This window comes from Marivirga salinae, assembly GCF_030503855.1.
Taxonomy (GTDB): Bacteria; Bacteroidota; Bacteroidia; order Cytophagales; family Cyclobacteriaceae; genus Marivirga; species Marivirga salinarum.
On record NZ_CP129971.1, the window covers coordinates 4,020,215 to 4,038,461 of the forward strand.

The window sequence follows — 18,247 nt, forward strand, 5'->3', positions numbered from 1 at the left end:
ATTATTTCTTTGAAAATATATGGCCGGAAGAAATCGTATATAATTTACTAATCATTCCAATTTTTTAAAATAGACTCTCACTTGCGGATTGTTATGATCATCATTTTGTTTTTCATACCAAATACTATTGCTGGCTATGTTGAATGTGATGAAAGGTTCTTCATGGTCTTTTTGATCATAAAAACCGACTTGTGTTAGTGAACTGTTGGTTTTCCAATATCCAACATTTTGGTCTCCAGTATCATTTCCATTGTAAAATCTTCCATTATCAGCCAGCAAAATCCACCTTTTGGGGAAAGCGTATTTATCTGTATTATCGTAACCATTTACAGTCATTTTATCAATTACCCATTTTCCAATTAAGGCATTATCTTCTGTTATTTCTATTTTAGGTAATTTCTTTTTTCTGTTTAAAGTGATGTTGAAATGATTAGTCTTATCCGTTAAATAAATTAATTCATCAGAAGCTTTTACATTCCATGTCTTGATATCATTGAATGGGCTTCCATGCATCATAATCAGTTCATTCCTATCAGGGTTAATCATCCAAGCTTTTTCGCTAACTGAATCGAGCAAACCAACTTGGTAGGTACCTTCCTCATTAAAAACAAGGTAACGGGTATTTTGATCCAAATAATCATGAATCATTTCATGCCCATTTGCTTTCACAGAGGACACATACCATTTTCCCATTAGCATTTCTGGAGGTGTTGTGTATTTACAAGCACTTATAAAAACGATACTAGAAATTACTATACAATTGATAAAACGCTTCACTTCAATCAAATTTCAGTTTTGAAACACTATACAATGTGCTTTACTATCTTTTTATAAATTTTTTGAAAAATGTTCTATTGTCTTCATTAATTAATTTTAAAAAGTACATTCCTTCAGGCAATTCTTCAACATTAATCGTTTGTTCCTTATTTAATTCTTGCAAAAAAGATGAGTTATAAAACACTTTCCCATTAGTATCAACAATAGAAATTGAACACAAAGTATCATCGATTAATTCATAGCTAATGTTTAATTCATTTGATGTGGGGTTTGGATACAGTTTTAAACTTTTAGCCAGTTCTTGATCATTAGATAAAAGCAAATTTGGTATACCAATTCCTGACAAATCAATTTTAAGTTCACTATTATTTGAAGCATTAGAAACAATACTCATCGTACCATTGAATTCTTTTTCTTCCATGGGCTTAAAATACACTTCCAAAGTATCTGTCTGTTGAGGTTGAATTTGAAAATTGACTTTATTGGCATGAAAATTATCAGGTAAAATAACATCCTGAACTTGAAGAACTGCTAATCCAGAATTCTCAATCGGAAGTTTCAAAGTATCATATACTTCAAGCATTACCTCTCCAAAATCATAATTTGTAATATTTGAATTAATTATTGATACTGATTCTGTTGTAACATAGACCGTGGTTGGATTAATATCTGAATTGTGGAAAATCTCAATAAATTGATTTCCATCACTAATATCACCTTTCAACTGGACTAACACCTCTTTTGAATCATTTGGTGCAATATCACCTTCCCAATCAATATTTAGAGCCTCAGAAGACTCAAATCTTTTAATATTCAGACCTATACTACCTGTGTTTTTTAAATTAATAGTAAAGTAATCTGATTCAGTATTGACCAAAACATTTTCTTGTGTAGATAAAATAGCTTCATCACTATCATCCTTAATGTAAAAATTATGAGAAACAATTTCTTGATCTTCATAAACAACTTGATAAGTCCATTTTCCTTTTGGCAATTCGTTATTTACAGGCAGACTATAATACCAATATGAAGAAGAATAATTATTTTCGAATTCCTTATCCCATTCATCATAAACAGAACCATCAGGACTAATTAATCTATGATAAAGAATTTCACCAACTGTTTGGTCGGCAAGATAAGTGGCAAGTAAAACGGTCTGACCAGCTGAGAAATTAATTTCAGCATTATAAATTTCCTCACTATAGCAACCATAAGGAATTGGTGGATTGCTGTGCGTCATTAATTTTAAAATTCGTGGATTTTTATAAGTTTTTTGATCTCGCCACCATGAAGTAGAAGTAGTTGGATTACAAGGGCCAACATAAGGGTCAATAAGTTCATTTGCAGCATTATACAATTCAAAATGCAAATGTGGACCTGTTGAAGAACCAGAACTTCCAATCACACCAAGATACTCACCAGTTGTTACAGCCTCACCAACTGATTTTTCAGTAAGTGAGTTCTCCTTTAAATGCCCATACCATGCTGTTGACCCATCTTCATGAGCAATATAAACTGCATTCCAACCTTCAGTATTATTAAAATCACAATTCTTATCATAATTTTCTCCTACCTTATAAATTATTGTTCCCGAGGCAGCAGCAACAGCAACTACCTGATTATTATTCATTTTCATCCATGGGAAAGGTGAGGAAAATATATCAACACCGGCATGGTTGTAACCACTTGGTAGATCGTAAGAAATAGAACCGCAATTATAGTCCTGAATTTGATCAGGATAAGAACTATCATGATCCACATAATTGGATATACCATAATAATCAGGCTCAGTGAAATTAACATTCTGAGCAACCGGCCATTCTAGTAGCACATGATCATCCTCATATCTTTCAGAATTAATCTTCAGCATTCCACCAGAAATTAGAGAATCTTTAATGTACTGAATTTCAGCTTGAAATTTTTTATGGATATTTTCTTGATTACAAATAAAGTTCTCTTGAGAAAATTTACCGAAATCAGTGAATTCTACTTTTTGTGCTAAAGTAGTTATTGAAAAGAAAATTAACGCTAGGAATGATAGTTTTCGGTTCATGGGTTTTTAAAATTTAACTTAAATTTACATACAGAAACAGAAACAAACAATTACTATATTAATTATGTAGTTATTGTTCTTTAAAACCTCACCATCATCTGCACTTTCACTTCCGACCTTTTATTTCCCTCTATTTCCTCATTACCTGTCCCAACTGTCAACCGATCTATGTATTGAAACTGGGAATATCTGGCCCAGATTTGTAATTTTTTTGAAAATTTATATTGCAATAAAGCATAAGACCGGCTTCCGGTATCTTGATAGGCCGGAATTGAAAAAGCATATAAAACATCCTTTTCATAAACATACTGTCTGTTTTCGAAATCATCCGTATCAAATATAGAGTAGCGAGTGCTCAATCTGAATCTTCCAAAATCAAAATTAATATCTTGAATCAATGCCATTCCATTAGAATATTCTCCTTGCAACAGAAATTCACTAAACTGAGCTCTAGTTTTAAGAGATACTATGCCCTTCGGCCGAACATCTAAATTAATGATGTAATTTCTCTTTTCTGCATTAGCCAATCCGTACAGATTTGGATTGCCTTCTAACTCAACATTTCGCTCTTTATTTTCAACTCTGGCTTGGGCATATAATTTAATCTCCCTACTGAATCTATAGGAAATTCTACCTAAAAATTCATTTCCTTTTGATGGGCCATCTGCTCGAAACCTCAACCAAGTAAAATTAAAACGATCATAATATCCTGAAAAAGTCAGCTTTTTGAATGGCTGAAATTTCATACCCCAGTAAACTCCATTTTCATTAATATTTCTAGTGCTTTCACCAAAGGCAGTTCCGTAAAAAGTATGAAAATCTCTGTCATAATTCCTCACAATAAAGCTGGTTTGCAAACTAGGAGTAATAGAAGCAATAAATCCACCAATAGCCCCAATACCGCCAGAACTACTGATAGCACTTTCTCCAAATAGATGGAAGTTCCTCCAATAATAATTTGCAAAAAGCCCATAATTCTGATTTTGAGTGCCACCAAACTCGAACTGATTGTATTTATTGGGTTGACGGAAAAAGGGTCTATCATAAATAGTATGAATATAATTCAAGCCAATATTTAAGTTTTCTCTCTTCGTATTAAACAATAGATTCCCTCCAAAATTTTGTGCTTCTATAGCATTTTTTCCTGCTAATTCTGATTCCGTTCTATGAAAGCCTGTTAGTCTGATGGAAGTAAAAAACTCTTCAGCACTTCTAGCTGAGTCCAAATCTACATTTCCATTAATGGGATTATAACTATAGAAAGTGGTTAAATCTAAATAATCATTTAACTCAATTGTGGTCGCTACTCCTCTGAAAAAATTGGTTTCCAAAACAGATGTATAAGGCAATATCCCCAAATTACTTCTTCTTGCAGTAGCAACAGTTTGACTCCCTTTCCCTATTGCGAAACCAGCTCCAAACAATAAGGATTGACCAAATTGTAATTGATAATCACCCAATACAATATTTTTCAACCTTCCTTGGTTTTCCAGTTGAGCATGAAAAGACCAATAATCCATCCCATACTGATCTCGAGTTGGATCCCACTTAAATTGCTCTCCTGCATCTTTCTCTGTAGTAAATCCTATACTAAAATCATCGGTATGTTTCACTCTGAATCGAGTATAAACTCTGTAGGGATCGCCCAAATATTGCCTTTCTCCTTCATCTGATGAAATATAACCGCGCTTCTGTTCTAATGTCCTGTCCGATCTTATCATCAAATAATTATTTTCTTCATTTAAGATTCTTTGCAATAAGGGGCGGTTATCTGCTTGTAATCCTGTTTCTCGAACTGAAACAAATGGGAGGATTTGATAAATAGTTTGAAGGTCAAATTCAGGAATAGCCTGCAATTCATAAATACTCAATAAGTCTCCATTCTTAGCTCTATGATCCAAGAAATTATTGATTTGAATATTGGACAGTAACAATAAGGATTGCAAATCTTGTCTGCTGGCATTATTTAAATTTATTGGAGATTGGTAAAGTTGAAATAAAGCTTCATATACATCCTCATAATTGGTGTTTTCATCCTGTACAGAGAAATTACTTTCAATAAAATCTTCCAAATCAAACTCTTGTTCTTGCGCATCAGAAAAATAAGGTATTGAAACCAAAAAAAATAAGGTTGAAAATATGAAAGCAAAATTTTTCATTTCCTCCTCAATTTATAATGCATAGAAAGACTGTGAGAAAAGCCCATTTCTGCATGATTACTTAGAGCATAATCCCATTGCAAGCTTAAATAACTGAAACCTAGTCCATAAAATGATTGAAATGAACCGCTATTAACACCCGTTCGCAAATAGAATTTATTTAGAAATCTATATTCGGCTCCAAGCTTCAACATGCTTGGTTTCACAATATCTTTCTCAATTTCAGCATTAAGCATGAAGTAATCTCGTGGGCGGTATGAGACCCCAAGCTTTAGCAAAGTTGGCACTCTTCGATCTTCACCTGTAAGTAAACTGGATTGGCTAATATTCAAAGCTTGAGCCCCTACAATCAATTGAGGAGTTATTGTGGCAATTCCACCAAAATCAATGGAATAAGTTCCTTTACTTCCAAAATCCTGAACTTGATATTGGAGATAATTTGCTCTTCCTCCTAATTTAATGATTCCAATCGCTGTAGCATAGCCAAAAGAAATTTTATGTTCATTATAAATATCATCTCCAAAGCGGAAAACATTTAAAGCGGCATATCCAAAAGGCAATTTCCCAGTTACACCAGCGGCCATAAAATCCATACCTGGCATTCCAAACCTATTTTCATAAGTAGCACCTACTTCTAAGCTTTCGGTAGTTGTTATCCCTGCTGTATTTTGAAAAGATGCCCAATAACCGTCAAGTGTGACTGAGGCATCCCCCATTCCAATAACCCTACTTGAAACCGGAGCGTAAATAGACTGAGCATGAATTTGAAATGCCGTAAACAGTAGGATGGGGAGGATTTGGTTGAATTTTTTCATGTACTTTATTAAATCATCAACTCTAAGTCATTAATTTAGCTTAGAGCCATAAAAATATGAAAGTGAAAAATTATAAAAAATATTGGATATGCGCAATTATATTAACATGCTTTAATTATCAAATTTCTGCCCAAATAGACTCTATATTTTACAATTCAGGTGAATTGAAAGCTTTCGGTGAACTAAAAAATGAGCTTAAACATGGTGAATGGAAATACTTTTATCCTAAAGGAAAATTAAATGCCACTCATCATTATAATGAAGGGAAATTTAACGGGAAGATCATTAAATATTTTCCTGACGGACAGATTTTAGCAGAGGAAAACTGGGTGAAAGATGAACTCCAAGGTGAATCCACCTATTATTTTGAAAACGGGCAGGTTGAAAAGCAAGGCAAATATTTAAATAGCAGTTATCATGGTGAATGGGAATTTTACTATGAAAATGGAAAGCTAAGGCAAATAGGAAATTATAATAAGGCTATTCCAAACGGACTTTGGATATATTATAATGAATCAGGTCAAATCGTGCAAAAAGGAAATTATAAAAACGGAAAAGAAGATGGAATTTGGCAATATTTCGATGATAAAGGACGAAAAACCTATGAAGGGCATTACACAAAGGGAGAGAAAACGGGTGATTGGTATTATTTCAACAGATTTGGCAAAAAGAAAAAGGTAGATAAATCAGAACTAGATTAAATCCCAGACTTCACATTAATAAAAAAGCCTGCTTCATTTAATGCATTAATAGAATATTCTAGCCTTAGCACCGCATCATAATATGTTACTATGTCTAATCCAGCACCATAGCTATAAATATATCTGTTTGATAAAATCGAATTGACTGTGGTGCGACTGCTTTCTGGCAAGTTGTTTTGGACATAACCTTGATCAAAAAACACTTTAAAATAAGCCGCAATTGGCACTTTTCTAAATTGCTTCAAAGGCATTAATCTTCCTAAATTGGCCTCAATTGAAAATATTCTTTTCTTCAACTCCATTTTATTCATTATATAATGTTGCCCTTGTATAACATATAGCTCATAACCTTTCAATAGATTATTTGCAAACCCCAATCCTTGCATATTATTGTAGGGTTGAAACCTAGGATAACTCGTATAGCCAGTAAGTGAAGAAGCTATATTGAAATTATGTTTTAAAGGTTTATAATAAGCTACTAAAGCCTCAGCAGATCCTTGATTTATATCATTAAAAATACCCAACCCAATTTTAGACAACCTTCCATCAATCAAAAATCCTTTCAAAGGATAATTATTTCTGTCTCTAAAATCTCTTCTGAAAATATAGGTTAAACCAAAATAATCTTGTTCTAAATCTCTATTTGACCCTAAATAATCTTCATTGAATTGTAATACTTCTTCAAGAATAGTCGTACGCGAATAAGTTAAGCGCAGAGTATGTGTGTTATAAAAAGACTCTCTATAATTAAAGAAAACATTACTAGTAAGTGTGTTTGAAATTATTTGTCTTTCATTATCATCTCCAAAAATACTATCAGCACTAATGAACAATCTTTTATTTTCAACATTAGTATAATCGATTTGGTCCAGTTCACTAAATGAAAAACTTAGTCCCATCCCGAAGGTTTGATCTTTATTAAGGTAGGGAATATTATATCCAAAGTAGAAGCGCCTTTTAAACCCAAATTGGGCCATTGCTGAAAGTCTTTCGTTCAGACCTCTCACATTAAATTGATCAAATTTAAATCCATATTCGAATCGATCAGTTGCAGCATTCTGATTAAAAAGCCAATCGCTAAAATTCCTGTCTGCTAATTTAAATATAACACTAGGCCAGATATACCACCTTTCCTCAACAAAGAAAATTACATTCACACTATTTTCAGAATTTTCCGCAAACTCAAGCTCAGCCTTTACACTATTGAATAAACCTGTATTGAAAATTTTATTTTCATCTAACTTAATCAGCTCCCGTAATTCCTTAAAAGTATAACTAACATTGGTTTGAAGATCGATCTCTCTAGTTATAATTCTCTTTTTAGTCTTTTTATTACCTTTAATTTCTATATTCTCTAGAAAAAGAATTCGATTTTGTAGACTATCTCCTGGACTATTGACAATTTCTAAATTTCCAGGATCAGTATCAACAGAAACTTGACCATTGGCATTTTGTAAACCAACCATCACAAATAGAAATATAATAACCCATCTTAAAGAAGTATTTATAAATTTCTTTTCATTAATTGTGTTATATGTAATAAGATTTCTGATATTCTGAATAATTTTAAATACTAAATAAACTGCTTTGAAAACATTATCTAAAGATAAAGTCGCAAAAACCATACGTAAAGTTGCCACTTGGCCTGTATTATTCTATCAGTATGGTATATCGCCTTTATTCCCATCCTCATGTCGATTCACGCCTACTTGTTCAGAATACACCAAACAGGCAATTTTAAAATACGGTTTAATAAAAGGTTCGAAATTATCAGCTAAACGGATTTCAAAATGTCATCCATGGGGTGGGTCGGGATATGATCCAGTACCTTAATTCCGTTTTTGAGCCCTAACCGATTGAATTACAAAATAAATTCCTGCCAATACTAGGGGAATACTGAGCCACTGCCCCATATTTAATGCCAGCCCCTCTTCAAAAGCAACCTGATTTTCTTTTATAAACTCTAAAAAGAATCTTGACCCAAAACCACCAATTAGAAATATACCAAAAAGTCTTCCATCTGCCAATCCACTTCTATTATTGTTCCACAAATAAAATAATAATACAAAAATTAGAAAATGTGAAATGGCCTCATATAATTGTGTTGCATGCCTTGGAACACCATTTCCATAAGTTGTTGCATATACAAAATCTCCCTTTTGGTTATATTCAAATTTAGCATTTTTCGAAAATACAACGTGCTGGCTAATATTTGAATCTTGTAATTTGCTTAACAATTTAGTTTCCGTAAACCTCTTTACATCCTCCATTTTGTTTTGATTGTTGTACGAAACAACTAATTTAACAGGATAATCAAACTCACGCTCTTCTGTTCCCTCAATCAAACTAGAAGATTTAACACTTTCAACCTCCACATCTTCTATGGCGGTAGTTAAATAGTTTAGTCTTAATTCAACTTCACGACCAAAAACAACTCCATAGGCTTTGTCAGTTGGCTCCCCTATAATTTCTGAATTCATGAAATTACCAGTCCGTATCAAAACAGCTGTAATCGCTACTACTATTACTATCCTGTCTAGAATCCATAAATAACTAATATCTTTATATTTTCTAGCAAATAAATAAAGCGCAATCAAGATTCCAATTGCCCCACCATGACTAGCCAATCCACCTTCCCAAACTTTAAAGATGTCCACTGGATTGCTTAGATATCGAACAGGCTCATAAAACAAAACATGACCTAACCTTGCACCAATAATTGTAGCAATTACCATATACAACGTAAGAATCTCAACTTGTCTCTCTTTTTTACCTTCTTTTTTGAAGATATGAAACATTATTTGTTGAGAAATGATAAAACCTAAGGCAAAAAGTAAACCATACCACCTTAATTCAGTAAATCCCAAATCCACAATATATGGTTTGGGTGACCACACTATATAGCTAAGCATATTCAATTTTCGTTTAGCACAAAATTAGGGTAAAAACAGTAATCTCAATGATTTATTCTGCTTTTTCCAATTCTTCAAGTTCTTCTTTAAAAGATGATGACAAGATTGGGAACCTACACCAGGTTTTAGGGTCTACATTATAGTCATCTAAATGAAAGGAAACGGCTATTCGTTCTCTTTTCCATTGGTTTCTAGACCACAGCTTAAAAAATTTCTGTATGGAAGGTTTAAGGATATTTATATTTCCATCCCATGAGATTTTTAATTCCTTATAAATCTCGACTGGGGAAAATCGTTCTCTAATAGCCAATTCTTCAATTTTTTGTAATAAAGGATATGGCATCAAATCCGTTTCATCAGATTGAGCTTTATTTTCTGGTCTCAATTCCGCTGTAGGTTGTAAGCTATTGACATAACTCAGAGATTTATATCCTAAGTTTTTTTCTGCCCATTTTAGCCATTGTATAATAAAAGGTTTACCTATTGCAGCAATAGGTGCAATACTGCCACTTGTATCACCATCCATTGTGGTATATCCAACACTTCCTTCGCTTCTATTGGAAGTGGTTAAGAGCAAAGCATTTTTGATATTGGCTAATATCCAAATAATTGGAGAACGTGCTCTTGCTTGAATATTTTGAAGTGCAATATCATCTTGTTCCCAGTTTAACTTCCTACCAATATTATCTGATATTTTCTGAGTGTATCCATTTACTTCATCATCTATATTCCAATGATAAAAAATAGCACCAATTTCATTTGCAAGCTTTTTTGCTGATTCGAAAGTTGTATAACCTGAGTTTTCTGTGCTTTGATAAGCAGTAGTAAAAATACGGTTTGCTATTATTTTACTTGCCTCTTCTTCAATTTTTAGTTCTTCATACCAGTCAGCTTTATGGATTTTTTTTAGAAATAATTCCAAACCTAATTCCTCAATGCCTAAGCGAATCATTTCAGCCACTAAAACAGCTGAAGTGGATGAATCCGCTCCCCCACTTAAAGAAAGCACAAATCCATTGCTATAGCTTTTTCTAAGGTAGTCGAATAATGCTAAACTAACTGCTTTCCTGAATTCTTGATTAGGATTTGATTTAAAAGGAGAAGCAATTTTCGCATGATCTTTCTGCGTATCCCAAATTCCCAATTGATAATTCCTAAAAGACAATAACTCATTTCTGAATTTCAGCTCACCATTTTTAGCAATCATCAATTCACCATCATAAATCATTCTTCCAGCTTCATTTCCGAGAAGATTAGCATAAATGTAAGTGCAATTGTATTTTTCAGAACTGCTCAACACTAAATCCTGTCTGCTTAAAGACTTGTCAATAGCGAAATGGCTGGCAGATGGATTCAATATTAAATTTACGCCCCTTTCACATAATCTATTCGCAGGACGGTCGTCCCTCCAAGCATCTTCACATATTTCAAAACCAATCGTATACTCTTCAAACTCGATTACATAATCTCCAATTGGAATTTCTTTCCCATTCAAACTTATATTAGCCTGCTTACCTACTTCCCAGGCTGTAAACCAACGGGGTTCATAATGAACACCATCTTGGGCTAAATTTTGTTTCGGAATTATGTATTGGATTTGCCCTCCAGAACAAAATGCTACACAATTGTACATTTTGTCTTCAAATTTTATGGGTAAACCTGCGGTAAAAGCAAGATTTGGTGCTGCAGGAAGTATCTTTTCGGTTAATGTCTTTAGCGCTTTTCTCCACATCCATTCACTTAAAAAGACATCTTCGCAGCCATAACCACAAATGCTTAATTCTGGGAAACACAATAATTTAACATCCTGCTGTTGAGCATCATTTAAAGCTTCTAAAATATTGTGAGTATTTCCATCCCAATCCATTGGGATTTGATTAAGCGTTGCACCTGCAATTTTCATAATACTTTTTTTAGAATACCTGTTTATGGCTACGAACTATATAAGCTTTAATTTTTGACATGCTTTAAAAGCAGCATTCTGTTCTGCTTTCTTTTTATTGAGACCAGCTCCCTTTGAGATTTTATTACCATTTACAATAATAACAGCCCTAAATTCTCTTTTCGTACCCTCTTGCTTTTGGTCTTCAACATCAAATCTTATAGATTTATTAACTTTCTGAGACCACTCAATAAGAATGCTTTTATAATTGGTATTGTTTTCAATTATCTCATCTAAATCGAAATGAGGTATAATTAATTTATTGATGATAAATCTTTGACAATATTTATAACCTCTATCAATATAAACAGCCCCAATGAAAGCTTCCATCATATCACCATAAATAGATTTAAAATGAAAGCGACTTTTGGAAAAATCAGATTCAAGCATTTGACTGATCCCGATTTTTTTTGCTAGAAGGCTTAAAGATTCACGATTAACTATCCTAGAACGTATTTCGGTGAGAAAACCTTCATCTTTAAAAGGATACTTTTTAAAAAGATAATCAGCTACGACTGCCCCAAGAATTGCATCCCCGAGATATTCAAGTCTTTCATTAGAGGCTCTAAACCCATTAGGAAGTATTTTAGCCACACTAGAATGTTGTGTAACTAATCGAAATAACTCTAAACGAAAAGGCTTGTAGCCAACAATAGATTTTATTGCAGCTACAAGCCTTTTGTCTTCTTGAGATAATTTTTTGAAGGAAGTAAAAAATCGCCTAATCAAAGTCGGAAATTAATCTAACTTTCTTAAAATGATCGAAGTATTGTGACCTCCAAAACCGAAGGTATTACTCAATACTGTTTTCACTTTCCTTTCTTGTGCTTTATTAAATGTGAAATTCAATTTTGGATCGAACTCATCATCATCCGTAAAATGGTTAATCGTAGGAGGAACCATTTGTTTTTCAAGAGCGAAAATACATGCTAAAGCTTCAATTGCACCAGCTGCACCTAATAAGTGGCCAGTCATTGATTTAGTTGAACTTATGTTAAGATTATAAGCATGTTCACCAAATACTTTTTTTATAGCTCTGGATTCACTTAAATCACCCAATGGAGTTGAAGTTCCATGTACGTTAATATAATCAATTTCAGTTGGATCGATTTCAGCATCCTCTATTGCATATTTCATCACATTAGTAGCTCCCAAACCTTCAGGGTGTGGTGCAGTCATGTGGTGAGCATCAGCAGACATTCCGCCACCGATAACCTCAGCGTAGATTTTGGCTCCACGAGCAACTGCATGCTCATATTCCTCCAAAATCAATGCTGCTCCTCCTTCACCTAATACAAATCCATCCCGTTCTTTATCAAATGGACGTGATGCTGTGCTAGGATCGTCATTTCTTTCAGACAAAGCCTTCATAGCATTAAATCCACCAATTCCTGACTCCGTTACAGAAGCTTCAGAACCACCAGAAATAAATACATCCGCTTTTCCTAAACGAATATAATTATAAGCATCGATTAAAGCATTTGTAGCAGATGCGCAAGCAGAAACCGTTACAAAGTTTGGTCCTCTAAAGCCATATTTAATGGAAATTAGCCCTGCGCAAATATCAGAAATCATCTTAGGGATGAAAAATGGATTAAAGCGAGGATTTCTATCGTTGGTAACGAAATTATCAACCTCTTCTTGAAAAGTTTTTATACCTCCAATACCTGAGCCCCAAATTACCCCTGCTCTATCTAAATCAATTTTAGATAAATCAAGCTTTGAATCCTGAATTGCTTGCTCAGCGGTAATCATACCATACTGAGTGAAAGGATCCATTTTTCTGGCTTCTTTACGATCGAGGTAATCCTCAGCCTGGAAGTTTTTTACTTCACAAGCGAATTGCGTTTTGAATTTGGACGCATCAAATTTAGTAATGGGACCGGCTCCGCTTGTACCCAAAGCTAGGTTCCCCCAATATTCTTCGACAGAATTTCCAATGGGCGTCAAAGCACCCAGTCCCGTTACAACTACCCTTTTTAAATTCATAAATGAATTTTGAGCTATTAAATTATTTTACGTTTTCTTCTAAGTAAGAAATGGCCTGTCCAACAGTACCAATATTTTCGGCTTGATCATCTGGAATAGAAATATTGAATTCCTTTTCAAACTCCATGATCAACTCCACTGTATCCAGTGAATCTGCTCCCAAATCATTGGTGAAGCTTGCTTCTGCAGTCACTTCTGACTCTTCTACACCTAGTTTGTCAATGATAATTGCCTTTACTTTCTGTGCTATTTCAGACATTATTTTAGAATTTTAGTTTTAAATACTCCGCAAAGAAATGTATTTCCCTCATTAATGTCAAACTATTTTTTTCCTTTCGTACAAGTATTTTAATTTCTGGGTAACTTTATTCCACAAGTTTTAGATTAAATTGAAATATTTATAACTTAAACCTATGAACAAACAACTTTGGCAAGATACATTTAGTGTAGACTTTCAATTATTAGCTATTTCCTCTTCTTTGACTGATTTTCAAATGGCATGGCACATAAATGAACATACTCATTTTTCATTAAAAAGAGCAAAAGACCATCTCATAGAATTGAAAAAAGGACACTTTCTTAATACATCTTGCTTTCAACATCAAACAGAAAACATTTCCATAAAATTACTGAAAAATAAATTAAATGAAAGTGAAGCTCCACAAGCTTTCCTGATTCCTGAAATGAAAAACATCGACTATTTCCTACTAATTCACGATGATACAGAAGAATTAGAAATACTTAATGTAAAAAGTACACTAAGTAAAATAAAAAATGTAATTTTGATTCAAATTTTGGATGCCAACCGATTAAAATCGGTTGTAAACTTAATGACATAAAAGAATTTATATAATGAAAAGAGAAAACATCAAATTCAACAAATCAAAAATTGTAGCAACCGTTGGCCCAGCTTCCAACACTAAAGAGATGTTACAAAAATTAGTGAAAGCAGGTGCCGATGTTTTTAGACTCAACTTCTCACATGGTGATCATAAAATCCATCAGCAAACACTTCAATATATTGAGGAGATTAATAAAGAATGGGGAACCAACATTAGTATACTGCAAGATTTGCAAGGCCCTAAAATTAGGTGCGGAGAAATAAAAGACGGAAGCGTTGAAATAAAAGAGGGGGATGAATTCATCATCTCTATCAAAGAAATGGTTGGCGATGCCAAAAAAGTCTCTACTACTTATCAGGGCTTACCTTCAGATGTTAAAAAAGGAGATACCATTTTGATAGATGATGGAAACATTCAATTAAAAGTGATTTCATCCGATAAAACGGAAGTTAAAACCAAAATAATTTATGGTGGAGAACTAAAGTCCAAGAAAGGAATCAACTTACCCAACACGAATGTTTCAGCTCCCAGCTTAACAGAGAAAGATTTAGAAGATTTAAAATTTGGACTTAAAAATGAGGTAGATTGGATAGCATTATCATTTGTAAGATCTGCTGCTGATGTTCTGGATTTGAAAAACAGAATTCGATATAACGGAAAAGAATGTAAAGTTGTGGCGAAAATTGAGAAGCCAGAAGCCTTAAAAGATATTGATAATATTATTGCCGCAACCGATGCAGTTATGGTAGCACGTGGTGATTTAGGAGTTGAAATCCCAATGGAAGATGTTCCATTAGCTCAAAAAATGATCATCAGAAAATGTAATGAAGCATGCAAACCGGTAATTGTTGCTACACAGATGATGGAAAGTATGATCGAAAACCCTCGTCCTACTAGAGCTGAAACCAATGATGTAGCCAATGCTATTTTAGATGGTGGTGATGCTGTAATGCTATCAGCAGAATCTGCAGCTGGACATTACCCAGTTGAATCTGTTATGAGTATGTCTAACACTATTGCTAGCATTGAAAAACATGATTCTATTTATTTTAAATATGGTCATGTGTCTCGAAATTCAGATACTTTTAATAGCGATAATCTGGTTCAAACTGCTTGTAAATTAGCTCAAGAAACAAATGCCAAAGCCATAGTTGGAATGACAAAATCAGGTTATACAGCTTATAGATTAGCTAGCCACAGACCAAAAGCTGGAATATTTATTTTCACTCCAAATCATGACTTATTGGAAACCATTAATTTAGTTTGGGGAGTTAGAGGCTATATTTATGAAAACTATGAAAGCACCGACCAAACTTTTGCTGACATTGAAAACACCTTAAAAAAGGATAATCATGTACAAAGTGGTGATATTATTATTTTAATGGCTAGTATGCCAATTAAAGATAAAAACCGAACCAATATGTTAAAAGTAACTGAGGTGAAATAAGATAATCTTAATCAAAAAAAATAGCCATTGATTTTAAGTTCAATGGCTATTTTTTTTGTTCTTAGCTTTTAAATTCTCTTTAGAATTAAATTATAAAAAGCTTACTTGAATTTATTTTTCAGGTTTTGAAAAGCATTTTTCAAACCATCCAATTGGTTTTCAGCTTTTGACTTCAATTCTTCTATATCCTCTTCATTCGCATTTTCCACTTTGTTAATGAAAGCCTTAGCTTCATCCATTTTAGATTCCAGATCTTTAGCTTCTTGACTTCCTTCCAGCTGACCTTCAGCATAGGCGCCTTTTGTCTCAGCTTTTAACTTATCGAAGTCTGCCTTCCATTCTTCTACTTGTGAAATTAACTTTTGCTTTAAAGCATCTCTAGTGTCCATAATGTGTTGTTTTAGTTTAAAAAGTATATAATATTTAACCCCTTAGGGTAAATATTGTTACAATTATTCATTATTTCGACTTTACATTGTTTGTCGTATCTTTCTTCTTTAAAGGAATTTCAACAAAAATTAGGGTACCTTCTTTTGATTCAATTGTCATTCTACCTGATAGACTTTCAGTTCTTTTATTCATATTGAATAGTCCAAAACTTCTATCAGAATTTAATTTTTCATCTACATCAAATCCTTTTCCATTATCCTCTATAGTGAGCTGTAAAATATTATCATGATTTGTAATCTGAACAAATACTTCAGTAGCCTCAGCATACTTAATGATATTATTTAGAGACTCTTGAGTAATCCTAAAGAGGTTGTATTCAATATTAAGATCTTCAATTCTTTGCTCCAAATTGGTGTAAAAATTAAATTCAGTATGGTCAATTGAGGCATTTAATTCACCAATCAATTCTTTTAAGGTTTCAACAAAACCAAAGTCTTCAACTGATTTTGGTATTAATTCATAAGCTATGCTTCTGGTCTCTTGCAATCCTTTTCGTAAAAATCTGACTCCACTCCGAAATTTCTTAAGTTCATTTTCAGAAATTTGAATAGAGTTTTCGTCCAGAGATTCAAAATTCATTAGCGCGATAGTAAGTGTTTGTTGCAAACCATCATGAATATCTCTCGCAATCTTACTTTTCTGTCTGTCTTCAGCCTCTATAACTGCCGACATTATTCTTTCTTCATGATTTACCCTGTCCGTAATGTCCTGACTCACCATCAAAAACCCGCTTTGTTTATTTTTAGAATGGAGAGGGCCAATTACAGTTGAAAACCATTGAAAATTCTCATAAAAATTAAAGGCTCGTGTAATAATATTATGACTTTTCTTGGTTCTGACCACCTTAGCCATCGCTTGAAAAAATTTCTTTATTTCATCTTCAGGTAAAAACTCTGAAATATTTTTTCCGAGACTATCTATTGTTATTGCTACATTGCCTTGATTAATTTCTAATATATTACCATCCAAATCAGTATGTATTATTTGAGCTGGCACATTATCCGAAATAATCTTTAGCTTTTCAGAAGTTTCCTGTAGTTCCTTATAATAAAAATCTTTCTCTCTTAGTGTTTTCACCATATGATAAGCACTATCAATATCGAATTTCAGTCTATCATAATTATCTGACTTTTCATGAAAGCGGTAAATATTAACTTTATTAATGGCCTGTATGATAACTTCCTGATTCACAACCCCTGTTAGTAAAATTCTAGCAACTTTTGGTTGAATATCTTTGATGGCCTGCAGAAACTCTATTCCATCCATCACAGGCATAATTTGATCGGTTAAGATTACATCAACCTCATTATTTTTGAGATAGTTTATCCCCTTATTAGGATCACTAAAGCCTAATATCTCATAATATTCTTCTAAATTAGCCTCTAGAATAGCTAGATTAATTTCATCATCATCAAGATAAAATACTTTAGGTTTTATATTTTTACTATCTTCCATAGTTTAATTTTTACAGTTGTATAAAGTTATTATTATATTTCGGAATGATAAAAGTTTTGTTAGTTGATGACCACCGTTTAATTCGAGACGGAATAAGGTTTTACTTAGAAAAAGAAGGGCATGAGATCACAATTGTTGGTGAGGCTAGTGATGGAAAGCAGGCTTTAATTTTTTTAGAGAAAAATCCTGATGAAGTAGATATCATGCTTACAGATATCAGCATGCCCGAAATGAACGGTGTTGAATTGGCAACTGAGGTGAATAAAAAATTTCAATCCGTCAAAATCATCGCACTTACAATGATTAAGGATAGTCAATATGTAAAGCAAATGCTTCAAGCAGGTGCATCGGGTTACCTTTTGAAAAACGCAAGAGAAAAAGAAATTGTAGATGCTGTGAAAGCGGTTTATAATGGAGAATCCTATTATGCGCAGGAAGCTACAAAAGCCATTATGGATTTCATGAGTAAGAAAAAGCAAGATTCTGACGTGGTAGCTATCTCTAAAAGAGAAAAGGAGGTTTTGAGATTAATTATTGATGAGTTAAGCAATCAAGAAATAGCAGATAAACTATTTATTAGTATAAGGACAGTAGAGGCCCATAAAAGAAATTTAATGGAGAAAACGGGTTCCAAAACACTTGCAGGATTAGTTAAATACGCCATCAACAACTTTTTATTTGAAGATTTATAAGCACTCTAAAAGG

17 protein-coding genes are annotated in these 18,247 nt (G+C 33.2%); 5 read left to right on the plus strand and 12 right to left on the minus strand.

The window, feature by feature from the left end; all coding sequences use genetic code 11:
* Positions 1 to 51: 51 nt before the first annotated feature.
* From QYS49_RS16835 to QYS49_RS16850, 4 genes are all read right to left on the minus strand, one after another.
* Positions 52 to 777, minus strand: coding sequence for a hypothetical protein (locus QYS49_RS16835; RefSeq protein WP_308348997.1), 726 nt, complete (start codon positions 775 to 777; stop codon positions 52 to 54).
* Positions 778 to 820: 43 nt separating this feature from the next.
* Complete coding sequence (locus tag QYS49_RS16840) at positions 821 to 2,830, minus strand: T9SS type A sorting domain-containing protein (RefSeq protein ID WP_308348998.1); 2,010 nt, start codon at positions 2,828 to 2,830, stop codon at positions 821 to 823.
* An 80-nt stretch (positions 2,831 to 2,910) separates the two neighbouring features.
* A complete protein-coding gene (locus tag QYS49_RS16845) occupies positions 2,911 to 4,989 on the minus strand; it encodes a helix-hairpin-helix domain-containing protein (RefSeq protein WP_308348999.1) in 2,079 nt (692 codons plus the stop codon).
* On the minus strand, positions 4,986 to 5,804 hold the full coding sequence (locus QYS49_RS16850) for a PorV/PorQ family protein (protein WP_308349000.1): 819 nt from the start codon (positions 5,802 to 5,804) through the stop codon (positions 4,986 to 4,988). Before QYS49_RS16850 ends, QYS49_RS16845 begins: the two co-directional genes overlap by 4 nt.
* Before the next feature lie 62 nt (positions 5,805 to 5,866).
* Between QYS49_RS16850 and QYS49_RS16855 the strand changes: the two genes are divergently transcribed.
* The gene (locus QYS49_RS16855; protein ID WP_308349001.1) at positions 5,867 to 6,505 is read left to right on the plus strand and encodes a toxin-antitoxin system YwqK family antitoxin; all 639 of its coding nucleotides are present in this window, start codon (positions 5,867 to 5,869) and stop codon (positions 6,503 to 6,505) included.
* On the opposite strand, the gene QYS49_RS16860 is transcribed toward QYS49_RS16855, so the two are convergent.
* Positions 6,502 to 8,145, minus strand: coding sequence for a BamA/TamA family outer membrane protein (locus tag QYS49_RS16860; protein ID WP_308349002.1), 1,644 nt, complete (start codon positions 8,143 to 8,145; stop codon positions 6,502 to 6,504). The two genes, QYS49_RS16855 and QYS49_RS16860, sit on opposite strands and share 4 nt — an antisense overlap.
* On the opposite strand from QYS49_RS16860, the gene yidD reads away from it, so the two are divergent.
* The gene (gene yidD, locus QYS49_RS16865) at positions 8,093 to 8,338 is read left to right on the plus strand and encodes a membrane protein insertion efficiency factor YidD (RefSeq protein ID WP_308349003.1); all 246 of its coding nucleotides are present in this window, start codon (positions 8,093 to 8,095) and stop codon (positions 8,336 to 8,338) included. The genes QYS49_RS16860 and yidD overlap by 53 nt on opposite strands.
* Here the strand turns inward: yidD and lgt are convergent.
* The 5 genes from lgt to QYS49_RS16890 are packed head-to-tail and all read right to left on the minus strand — an operon-like array spanning position 8,335 to position 13,607.
* Entirely contained in the window at positions 8,335 to 9,417 is a 1,083-nt protein-coding gene (gene lgt, locus QYS49_RS16870; protein WP_308349004.1) for a prolipoprotein diacylglyceryl transferase, read from the minus strand. The genes yidD and lgt overlap by 4 nt on opposite strands.
* Before the next feature lie 52 nt (positions 9,418 to 9,469).
* The gene (nadE, locus tag QYS49_RS16875; RefSeq protein ID WP_308349005.1) at positions 9,470 to 11,320 is read right to left on the minus strand and encodes an NAD(+) synthase; all 1,851 of its coding nucleotides are present in this window, start codon (positions 11,318 to 11,320) and stop codon (positions 9,470 to 9,472) included.
* Between the two features lie 36 nt (positions 11,321 to 11,356).
* On the minus strand, positions 11,357 to 12,088 hold the full coding sequence (rnc, locus tag QYS49_RS16880) for a ribonuclease III (protein WP_308349007.1): 732 nt from the start codon (positions 12,086 to 12,088) through the stop codon (positions 11,357 to 11,359).
* Positions 12,089 to 12,097: 9 nt separating this feature from the next.
* Positions 12,098 to 13,348 (minus strand): beta-ketoacyl-ACP synthase II, encoded by a 1,251-nt coding sequence (fabF, locus tag QYS49_RS16885; RefSeq protein ID WP_308349009.1) that lies wholly within the window; start codon positions 13,346 to 13,348, stop codon positions 12,098 to 12,100.
* Between the two features lie 22 nt (positions 13,349 to 13,370).
* Positions 13,371 to 13,607, minus strand: a complete 237-nt coding sequence (locus QYS49_RS16890; protein WP_013453317.1) for an acyl carrier protein — start codon at positions 13,605 to 13,607, stop codon at positions 13,371 to 13,373.
* 154 nt (positions 13,608 to 13,761) lie between these two features.
* On the opposite strand from QYS49_RS16890, the gene QYS49_RS16895 reads away from it, so the two are divergent.
* Positions 13,762 to 14,187: an IPExxxVDY family protein gene (locus QYS49_RS16895; RefSeq protein ID WP_308349011.1), complete on the plus strand. Its 426-nt coding sequence runs from the start codon at positions 13,762 to 13,764 to the stop codon at positions 14,185 to 14,187.
* A 13-nt stretch (positions 14,188 to 14,200) separates the two neighbouring features.
* Positions 14,201 to 15,637: a pyruvate kinase gene (pyk, locus tag QYS49_RS16900; protein ID WP_308349013.1), complete on the plus strand. Its 1,437-nt coding sequence runs from the start codon at positions 14,201 to 14,203 to the stop codon at positions 15,635 to 15,637.
* 101 nt (positions 15,638 to 15,738) lie between these two features.
* On the opposite strand, the gene QYS49_RS16905 is transcribed toward pyk, so the two are convergent.
* Both QYS49_RS16905 and QYS49_RS16910 read right to left on the minus strand, forming a co-directional pair.
* Complete coding sequence (locus QYS49_RS16905) at positions 15,739 to 16,026, minus strand: sll1863 family stress response protein (protein ID WP_308349015.1); 288 nt, start codon at positions 16,024 to 16,026, stop codon at positions 15,739 to 15,741.
* Between the two features lie 70 nt (positions 16,027 to 16,096).
* Entirely contained in the window at positions 16,097 to 17,542 is a 1,446-nt protein-coding gene (locus QYS49_RS16910; RefSeq protein WP_308349016.1) for a response regulator, read from the minus strand.
* 44 nt (positions 17,543 to 17,586) lie between these two features.
* Here QYS49_RS16910 and QYS49_RS16915 point away from each other — a divergent pair, with 44 nt between their 5' ends.
* Positions 17,587 to 18,234, plus strand: a complete 648-nt coding sequence (locus tag QYS49_RS16915) for a response regulator transcription factor (protein ID WP_308349018.1) — start codon at positions 17,587 to 17,589, stop codon at positions 18,232 to 18,234.
* The last annotated feature ends 13 nt before the right edge of the window (positions 18,235 to 18,247 follow it).

Bases quoted from the DNA above. Each gene is read 5' to 3' on its own strand.
- QYS49_RS16840 (WP_308348998.1), bottom strand. From the start codon at position 2,830: ATGAACCGAAAACTATCATTCCTAGCGTTAATTTTCTTTTCAATAACT.
- QYS49_RS16845 (WP_308348999.1), bottom strand. From the start codon at position 4,989: ATGAAAAATTTTGCTTTCATATTTTCAACCTTATTTTTTTTGGTTTCA.
- QYS49_RS16850 (WP_308349000.1), bottom strand. From the start codon at position 5,804: ATGAAAAAATTCAACCAAATCCTCCCCATCCTACTGTTTACGGCATTT.
- lgt (WP_308349004.1), bottom strand. From the start codon at position 9,417: ATGCTTAGCTATATAGTGTGGTCACCCAAACCATATATTGTGGATTTG.
- nadE (WP_308349005.1), bottom strand. From the start codon at position 11,320: ATGAAAATTGCAGGTGCAACGCTTAATCAAATCCCAATGGATTGGGAT.
- fabF (WP_308349009.1), bottom strand. From the start codon at position 13,348: ATGAATTTAAAAAGGGTAGTTGTAACGGGACTGGGTGCTTTGACGCCC.
- QYS49_RS16890 (WP_013453317.1), bottom strand. From the start codon at position 13,607: ATGTCTGAAATAGCACAGAAAGTAAAGGCAATTATCATTGACAAACTA.
- QYS49_RS16895 (WP_308349011.1), top strand. From the start codon at position 13,762: ATGAACAAACAACTTTGGCAAGATACATTTAGTGTAGACTTTCAATTA.
- pyk (WP_308349013.1), top strand. From the start codon at position 14,201: ATGAAAAGAGAAAACATCAAATTCAACAAATCAAAAATTGTAGCAACC.
- QYS49_RS16905 (WP_308349015.1), bottom strand. From the start codon at position 16,026: ATGGACACTAGAGATGCTTTAAAGCAAAAGTTAATTTCACAAGTAGAA.
- QYS49_RS16910 (WP_308349016.1), bottom strand. From the start codon at position 17,542: ATGGAAGATAGTAAAAATATAAAACCTAAAGTATTTTATCTTGATGAT.
- QYS49_RS16915 (WP_308349018.1), top strand. From the start codon at position 17,587: ATGATAAAAGTTTTGTTAGTTGATGACCACCGTTTAATTCGAGACGGA.